Source organism: Shigella sp. SIG3 (assembly GCF_053555855.1).
On record NZ_JBQZXE010000155.1, the window covers coordinates 1 to 7,295 of the forward strand.

The 7,295-nt window shown below is 47.1% G+C and carries 7 protein-coding genes and 4 pseudogenes; 8 read left to right on the forward strand and 3 right to left on the reverse strand.

The window, feature by feature from the left end:
• Nucleotides 1–94 precede the first annotated feature (94 nt).
• Both yneK and ydeA read left to right on the forward strand, forming a co-directional pair.
• Nucleotides 95–1,206: pseudogene (gene yneK / locus ACUU1I_RS18670) on the forward strand (putative protein YneK).
• Nucleotides 1,207–1,355: 149 nt separating this feature from the next.
• A complete protein-coding gene (ydeA, locus tag ACUU1I_RS18675) occupies nucleotides 1,356–2,546 on the forward strand; it encodes an L-arabinose MFS transporter (protein WP_000210809.1) in 1,191 nt (396 codons plus the stop codon).
• A 24-nt stretch (nucleotides 2,547–2,570) separates the two neighbouring features.
• Here the strand turns inward: ydeA and marC are convergent, their stop codons facing one another.
• A complete protein-coding gene (marC, locus tag ACUU1I_RS18680) occupies nucleotides 2,571–3,236 on the reverse strand; it encodes an NAAT family transporter MarC (RefSeq protein WP_000885033.1) in 666 nt (221 codons plus the stop codon).
• A 211-nt stretch (nucleotides 3,237–3,447) separates the two neighbouring features.
• On the opposite strand from marC, the gene marR reads away from it, so the two are divergent.
• The 3 genes and pseudogenes from marR to marB all read left to right on the forward strand — a co-directional run bounded on the left by marR (nucleotide 3,448) and on the right by marB (nucleotide 4,557).
• Nucleotides 3,448–3,882, forward strand: coding sequence for a multiple antibiotic resistance transcriptional regulator MarR (gene marR, locus ACUU1I_RS18685; RefSeq protein WP_000843419.1), 435 nt, complete (start codon nucleotides 3,448–3,450; stop codon nucleotides 3,880–3,882).
• 19 nt (nucleotides 3,883–3,901) lie between these two features.
• Nucleotides 3,902–4,307 (forward strand): annotated as a pseudogene (marA, locus tag ACUU1I_RS18690) (MDR efflux pump AcrAB transcriptional activator MarA).
• Nucleotides 4,308–4,338: 31 nt separating this feature from the next.
• Nucleotides 4,339–4,557 carry a multiple antibiotic resistance protein MarB gene (marB, locus tag ACUU1I_RS18695; protein ID WP_000803659.1) on the forward strand — a complete coding sequence of 73 codons (219 nt, stop codon included), beginning with the start codon at nucleotides 4,339–4,341 and terminating at the stop codon, nucleotides 4,555–4,557.
• A 30-nt stretch (nucleotides 4,558–4,587) separates the two neighbouring features.
• Here the strand turns inward: marB and eamA are convergent, their stop codons facing one another.
• Together eamA and ACUU1I_RS18705 are read right to left on the reverse strand one after the other, a co-directional pair.
• The gene (eamA, locus tag ACUU1I_RS18700) at nucleotides 4,588–5,487 is read right to left on the reverse strand and encodes an O-acetylserine/cysteine exporter (RefSeq protein WP_000087214.1); all 900 of its coding nucleotides are present in this window, start codon (nucleotides 5,485–5,487) and stop codon (nucleotides 4,588–4,590) included.
• A gap of 104 nt (nucleotides 5,488–5,591) precedes the next feature.
• Nucleotides 5,592–5,693, reverse strand: a pseudogene (locus ACUU1I_RS18705) (hypothetical protein); the annotation flags it as partial.
• A 60-nt stretch (nucleotides 5,694–5,753) separates the two neighbouring features.
• Between ACUU1I_RS18705 and ydeE the strand changes: the two are divergent.
• The 3 genes and pseudogenes from ydeE to mgtT all read left to right on the forward strand — a co-directional run.
• A pseudogene (gene ydeE, locus ACUU1I_RS18710) lies at nucleotides 5,754–6,869 on the forward strand (efflux MFS transporter YdeE); the annotation flags it as partial.
• 126 nt (nucleotides 6,870–6,995) lie between these two features.
• Entirely contained in the window at nucleotides 6,996–7,091 is a 96-nt protein-coding gene (mgtS, locus tag ACUU1I_RS18715; RefSeq protein WP_000901367.1) for a protein MgtS, read from the forward strand.
• Entirely contained in the window at nucleotides 7,091–7,195 is a 105-nt protein-coding gene (gene mgtT, locus ACUU1I_RS18720) for a protein MgtT (protein WP_211180496.1), read from the forward strand. Before mgtS ends, mgtT begins: the two co-directional genes overlap by 1 nt.
• The last annotated feature ends 100 nt before the right edge of the window (nucleotides 7,196–7,295 follow it).

Genomic DNA, 7,295 nt, shown 5'->3' on the forward strand with positions numbered 1-7,295 from the left:
AACAGCGCCACGCATCACCTGCCTTTGATAGTTCTTGCAGCTCAAATGCCCTATATAGTGATGTTCCGATGACTTATGACTATATGGGGCAAATATGGTTACGCCAGTAAGCATCAGCAATTACATATCTCTTCCTGATGATTTTCCCGCTCGTAATATTGCACCTCAAGTAAAAGAAGTTTTAAAGGATTTTATTGATGCACTCAGTACCATAATATGTGATGAAGAGTGGCGCACGTCTTTAAACACCAACTCAGCCACAAAAAAGATATTTAACAACCTTGATAACTTATCATATATTCAGAGGACTTCTTTTCGGGGTAACGACACACTATACAATGAAAAGGTTCAGTTTAAACTCACTTATCCCGTCAAGAATGGAAGACACAAAGAAAATATTGAATTTCAGGTAGTAATAAATTTAAGCCCTATTTAGATAATTTTCGCCATGATGGAGAAATTAATATTTTTTGCGCTCCCAACCCAAAGCCTGTCACTATGGGGCGCGTATTTCAGACCGGCGTCGAGCGTGTGCTCTTTCTGTTTATGAATGATTTTATTGAACAATTTCCAATGATCAACCTTGGCGCCCCCATCAAAAGAGCGCATACACCACATATTGAACCCCTGCCTCCGGATCACCATACCGCTGCAGATTACTTACGCCAGTTTGATTTGCTTGTCCTGAATTTTATCTCTCGCGGTAATTTTGTCATACTCCCCCGATTATGGAATAACTCTGAGGTTCACAGATGGTTCGTCAATAAAGATCCTAACTTGATCACCGCCATTCTCGACATAACGGACAGCGAATTAAAAGAGGATTTATTGCAAAGCCTGATGGATTCATTAGGTTCTAACAAACATGTACAACCCGAAGTCTGCATCTGCTTCTTATCCCTTTTAGCAGAACAAGAATCTCCTCATTTTCAGGACTTGTTTTTATTTTTCGCCAATATGTTATTGCACTATCACCAATTTATGAATCCCAATGAAAGTGATCTGAATGACGTGTTGATGCCAGCATCATTAAGTGATGATAAAATTATCAAACATATGGCGCGCAGGACCCTCAAACTATTTGTAAAAAATGAAACGCCGCCAAAAGTTACTCACGAAGACCTGGTGAAAAACAGGCCTCGCTCCCCTGTCAGACCACCTATACCCGCAACCGCCAAAACGCCAGACCTCCCTGAACGTCATTAAACCGTGATGTTACCGACTCTCTGACGCGGAACAGAATCAGCGTCAGAGAAACGGAAAACGCGATCCAGATCACAAATGCATTGTATTCACATCATTAACCGTTTTAAGATCATTTCATCACTTTTTCGCAACTCACCCGATAATCTGTTATGACAACAAACACTGTTTCCCGCAAAGTGGCGTGGCTACGGGTCGTTACGCTGGCAGTCGCCGCCTTCATCTTCAACACCACCGAATTTGTCCCTGTTGGCCTGCTCTCTGACATTGCGCAAAGTTTTCACATGCAAACCGCTCAGGTCGGCATCATGTTGACCATTTACGCATGGGTAGTAGCGCTAATGTCATTGCCTTTTATGTTAATGACCAGTCAGGTTGAACGGCGCAAATTACTGATCTGCCTGTTTGTGGTGTTTATTGCCAGCCACGTACTGTCGTTTTTATCGTGGAGCTTTACCGTTCTGGTGATCAGTCGCATTGGTGTGGCTTTTGCACATGCGATTTTCTGGTCGATTACGGCGTCTCTGGCGATCCGTATGGCTCCGGCCGGGAAGCGGGCACAGGCCTTGAGTTTAATTGCCACCGGTACAGCACTGGCGATGGTCTTAGGTTTACCGCTCGGGCGCATTGTGGGGCAGTATTTCGGCTGGCGAATGACCTTCTTCGCGATTGGTATTGGGGCGCTTGTTACCCTTTTGTGCCTGATTAAGTTACTTCCCTTACTGCCTAGTGAGCATTCCGGTTCATTGAAAAGCCTCCCGCTATTGTTCCGCCGCCCGGCATTGATGAGCATTTATTTGTTAACTGTGGTGGTTGTCACCGCCCATTACACGGCATACAGCTATATCGAGCCTTTTGTGCAAAACATTGCGGGATTCAGCGCCAACTTTGCCACGGCATTACTGTTATTACTCGGTGGTGCGGGCATTATTGGCAGCGTGATTTTCGGTAAACTGGGTAATCAATATGCGTCTGCGTTGGTAAGTACGGCGATTGCGCTGTTGCTGGTGTGTCTGGCACTGCTGCTACCTGCGGCGAACAGTGAAATACACCTCGGGGTGCTGAGTATTTTCTGGGGGATCGCGATGATGATCATCGGGCTTGGTATGCAGGTTAAAGTGCTGGCGCTGGCACCAGATGCTACCGACGTCGCGATGGCGCTATTCTCCGGCATATTTAATATTGGAATCGGGGCGGGTGCGTTGGTAGGTAATCAGGTGAGTTTGCACTGGTCAATGTCGATGATTGGTTATGTGGGCGCGGTGCCTGCTTTTGCCGCGTTAATATGGTCAATCATTATATTTCGCCGCTGGCCAGTGACACTCGAAGAACAGACGCAATAGTTGAAAGGCCCATTCGGGCCTTTTTTAATGGTACGTTTTAATGATTTCCAGGATGCCGTTAATAATAAACTGCACACCCATACATACCAGCAGGAACCCCATCAGGCGGGAGATCGCTTCAATGCCACCCTTGCCCACCAGCCGCATAATTGCGCCGGAGCTGCGTAGGCTTCCCCACAAAATAACCGCCACCAGGAAAAAGATCAGCGGCGGCGCAACCATCAGTACCCAATCAGCGAAGGTTGAACTCTGACGCACTGTGGACGCCGAGCTAATAATCATCGCTATGGTTCCCGGACCGGCGGTACTTGGCATTGCCAGTGGTACAAAGGCAATATTGGCACTGGGTTCATCTTCCAGCTCTTCCGACTTGCTTTTCGCCTCCGGTGAATCAATCGCTTTCTGTTGCGGAAAAAGCATCCGAAAACCGATAAACGCGACGATTAAGCCGCCTGCAATTCGCAGACCGGGAATCGAAATGCCAAATGTATCCATCACCAGTTGCCCAGCGTAATACGCCACCATCATGATGGCAAATACGTACACCGAGGCCATCAACGACTGACGATTACGTTCGGCACTGTTCATGTTGCCTGCCAGGCCAAGAAATAGCGCAACAGTTGTTAATGGGTTAGCTAACGGCAGCAACACCACCAGCCCCAGGCCAATTGCTTTAAACAAATCTAACATTGGTGGTTGTTATCCTGTGTATCTGGGTTATCAGCGAAAAGTATAAGGGGTAAACAAGGATAAAGTGTCACTCTTTAGCTAACCTTGCATCGCATTGACCAAAACTTGAACCGATTTAGCAAAACGTGGCATCGGTCAATTCATTCATTTGACTTATACTTGCCTAGGCAATATTATCCCCTGCAACTAATTACTTGCCAGGGCAACTAATGTGAAAAGTACCAGCGATCTGTTCAATGAAATTATTCCATTGGGTCGCTTAATCCATATGGTTAATCAGAAGAAAGATCGTCTGCTTAACGAGTATCTGTCTCCGCTGGATATTACCGCGGCACAGTTTAAGGTGCTCTGCTCTATCCGCTGCGCGGCGTGTATTACTCCGGTTGAACTGAAAAAAGTGTTGTCGGTCGACCTGGGAGCACTGACCCGTATGCTGGATCGCCTGGTCTGTAAAGGCTGGGTTGAAAGGTTGCCGAACCCGAATGATAAGCGCGGCGTACTGGTAAAACTTACCACCAGCGGCGCGGCAATATGCGAACAATGCCATCAATTAGTTGGCCAGGACCTGCATCAAGAATTAACAAAAAACCTGACGGCGGACGAAGTTGCAACACTTGAGCATTTGCTTAAGAAAGTCCTGCCGTAAACAAAAAAGAGGTATGACGATGTCCAGACGCAATACTGACGCTATTACCATTCATAGCATTTTGGACTGGATCGAGGACAACCTGGAATCGCCACTGTCACTGGAGAAAGTGTCAGAGCGTTCGGGTTACTCCAAATGAGCGTTCGGGTTACTCCAAATGGCACCTGCAACGGATGTTTAAAAAAGAAACCGGTCATTCATTAGGCCAATACATCCGCAGCCGTAAGATGACGGAAATCGCGCAAAAGCTGAAGGAAAGTAACGAGCCGATACTCTATCTGGCAGAACGATATGGCTTCGAGTCGCAACAAACTCTGACCCGAACCTTCAAAAATTACTTTGATGTTCCGCCGCATAAATACCGGATGACCAATATGCAGGGCGAATCGCGCTTTTTACATCCATTAAATCATTACAACAGCTAGTTGATAACGTGACAACGTCACTGAGGCAATCATGAAACCACTTTCATCCGCAATAGCAGCTGCGCTTATTCTCTTTTCCGCGCAGGGCGTTGCGGAACAAACCACGCAGCCAGTTGTTACTTCTTGTGCCAATGTCGTGGTTGTTCCCCCATCGCAGGAACAACCACCGTTTGATTTAAATCACATGGGTACTGGCAGTGATAAGTCGGATGCGCTCGGCGTGCCCTATTATAATCAACACGCTATGTAGTTTGTTCTGGCCCCGACATCTCGGGGCTTATTAACTTCCCACCTTTACCGCTTTACGCCACCGCAAGCCAAATACATTGATATACAGCCCGGTCATAATGAGCACCGCACCTAAAAATTGCAGACCCGTTAAGCGTTCATCCAACAATAGTGCCGCACTTGCCAGTCCGACTACGGGCACCAGTAACGATAACGGTGCAACCCGCCAGGTTTCATAGCGTCCCAGTAACGTCCCCCAGATCCCATAACCAACAATTGTCGCCACAAACGCCAGATACATCAGCGACAAGATGGTGGTCATATCAATAGTAACCAGACTGTGAATCATGGATGCGGAACCATCGAGAATCAGCGAGGCAACAAAGAAGGGAATGATTGGGATTAAAGCGCTCCAGATTACCAGCGACATCACCGCCGGACGCGTTGAGTGCGACATGATCTTTTTATTGAAGATGTTGCCACACGCCCAACTAAATGCTGCAGCCAGGGTCAACATAAAGCCGAGCATCGCCACATGCTGACCGTTCAGACTATCTTCGATTAACACCAGTACGCCAAAAATCGCTAAGGCGATCCCCGCCAATTGTTTGCCATGCAGTCGCTCCCCGAAAGTAAACGCGCCAAGCACGATAGTAAAAAACGCCTGTGCCTGTAACACCAGCGAAGCCAGTCCAGCAGGCATACCAAAGTTAATGGCGCAGAACAGAAAGGCAAACTGCGCAAAACTGATGGTTAATCCATACCCCAAGAGCAAATTCAGTGGTACTTTCGGTCGTGCAACAAAAAAGATGGCCGGAAAAGCGACCAGCATAAAGCGCAAACCGGCCAGCATCAGCGGTGGCATGTTATGAAGCCCCACTTTGATGACCACAAAATTTAGCCCCCATACGACCACTACCAGTAGCGCCAACACCCCATCTTTTCGCGACATTCTACCGCCTCTGAATTTCATCTTTTGTAAGCAATCAACTTAGCTGAATTTACTTTTCTTTAACAGTTGATTCGTTAGTCGCCGGTTACGACGGCATTAATGCGCAAATAAGTCGCTATACTTCGGATTTTTGCCATGCGTCCGATGGTTAATAACAACGACGAGGCAAGAAGGGCGCTGGTAGAGCGTCGTAGGGATAAGTTCATTTGTCTGTCCGGCAGTGCGTTTCGTTATGTTTTATTTTAGAGATGTAAAGAAATAGCATGGCTACGCTGCCATTTATGACCATTTACTTGAGTCGCCAGTACAGCCTGAGTGTCGATCTAATCGGTTATGCGATGACAATTGCGCTCACTATTGGCGTCGTTTTTAGCCTCGGTTTTGGTATCCTGGCGGATAAGTTCGACAAGAAACGCTATATGTTACTGGCAATTACCGCCTTCGCCAGCGGTTTTATTGCCATTCCTTTAGTGAATAACGTGACGCTGGTTGTGCTCTTTTTTGCCCTCATTAACTGCGCCTATTCTGTTTTTGCTACCGTGCTGAAAGCCTGGTTTGCCGACAATCTTTCGTCCACCAGCAAAACGAAAATCTTCTCAATCAACTACACCATGCTAAACATTGGCTGGACCATCGGTCCGCCGCTCGGCACGCTGTTGGTGATGCAGAGCATCAATCTGCCCTTTTGGCTGGCAGCTATCTGTTCCGCGTTTCCCATGCTTTTCATTCAAATATGGGTAAAGCGCAGCGAGAAAATCATCGCCACGGAAACAGGCAGTGTCTGGTCGCCGAAAGTTTTATTACAAGATAAAGCACTGTTGTGGTTTACCTGCTCTGGTTTTCTGGCTTCTTTTGTAAGCGGCGCATTTGCTTCATGCATTTCACAATATGTGATGGTGATTGCTGATGGGGATTTTGCCGAAAAGGTGGTCGCGGTTGTTCTTCCGGTGAATGCTGCCATGGTGGTTACGTTGCAATATTCCGTGGGCCGCCGACTTAACCCAGCTAACATCCGCGCGCTGATGACAGCAGGCACCCTCTGTTTCGTCATCGGACTGGTCGGTTTTATTTTTTCCGGCAACAACCTGCTATTGTGGGGTATGTCAGCTGCGGTATTTACTGTCGGTGAAATCATTTATGCGCCGGGCGAGTATATGTTGATTGACCATATTGCGCCGCCAGGAATGAAAGCCAGCTATTTTTCCGCCCAGTCTTTAGGCTGGCTTGGTGCCGCGATTAACCCATTAGTGAGTGGCGTAGTGCTAACCAGCCTGCCGCCTTCCTCGCTGTTTGTCATCTTAGCGTTGGTGATCATTGCTGCGTGGGTGCTGATGTTAAAAGGGATTCGTGCAAGACCGTGGGGGCAGCCCGCGCTTTGTTGATTTAAGTCGAACACAATAAAAATTTAATTCAGCCTTCGTTTAGGTTATCTCTGCTAATATCTTTCTCATTGAGATGAAAATTAAGGTAAGCGAGGAAACACACCACACCATAAACGGAGGCAAATAATGCTGGGTAATATGAATGTTTTTATGGCCGTACTGGGAATAATTTTATTTTCTGGTTTTCTGGCCGCGTATTTCAGCCACAAATGGGATGACTAATGAACGGAGATAATCCCTCACCTAACCGGCCCCTTGTTACAGTTGTGTACAAGGGGCCTGATTTTTATGACGGCGAAAAAAAACCGCCAGTAAACCGGCGGTGAATGCTTGCATGGATAGATTTGTGTTTTGCTTTTACGCTAACAGGCATTTTCCTGCACTGATAACGGATCGTTGACACAGTAGCATCAGTTTTCTCAATGA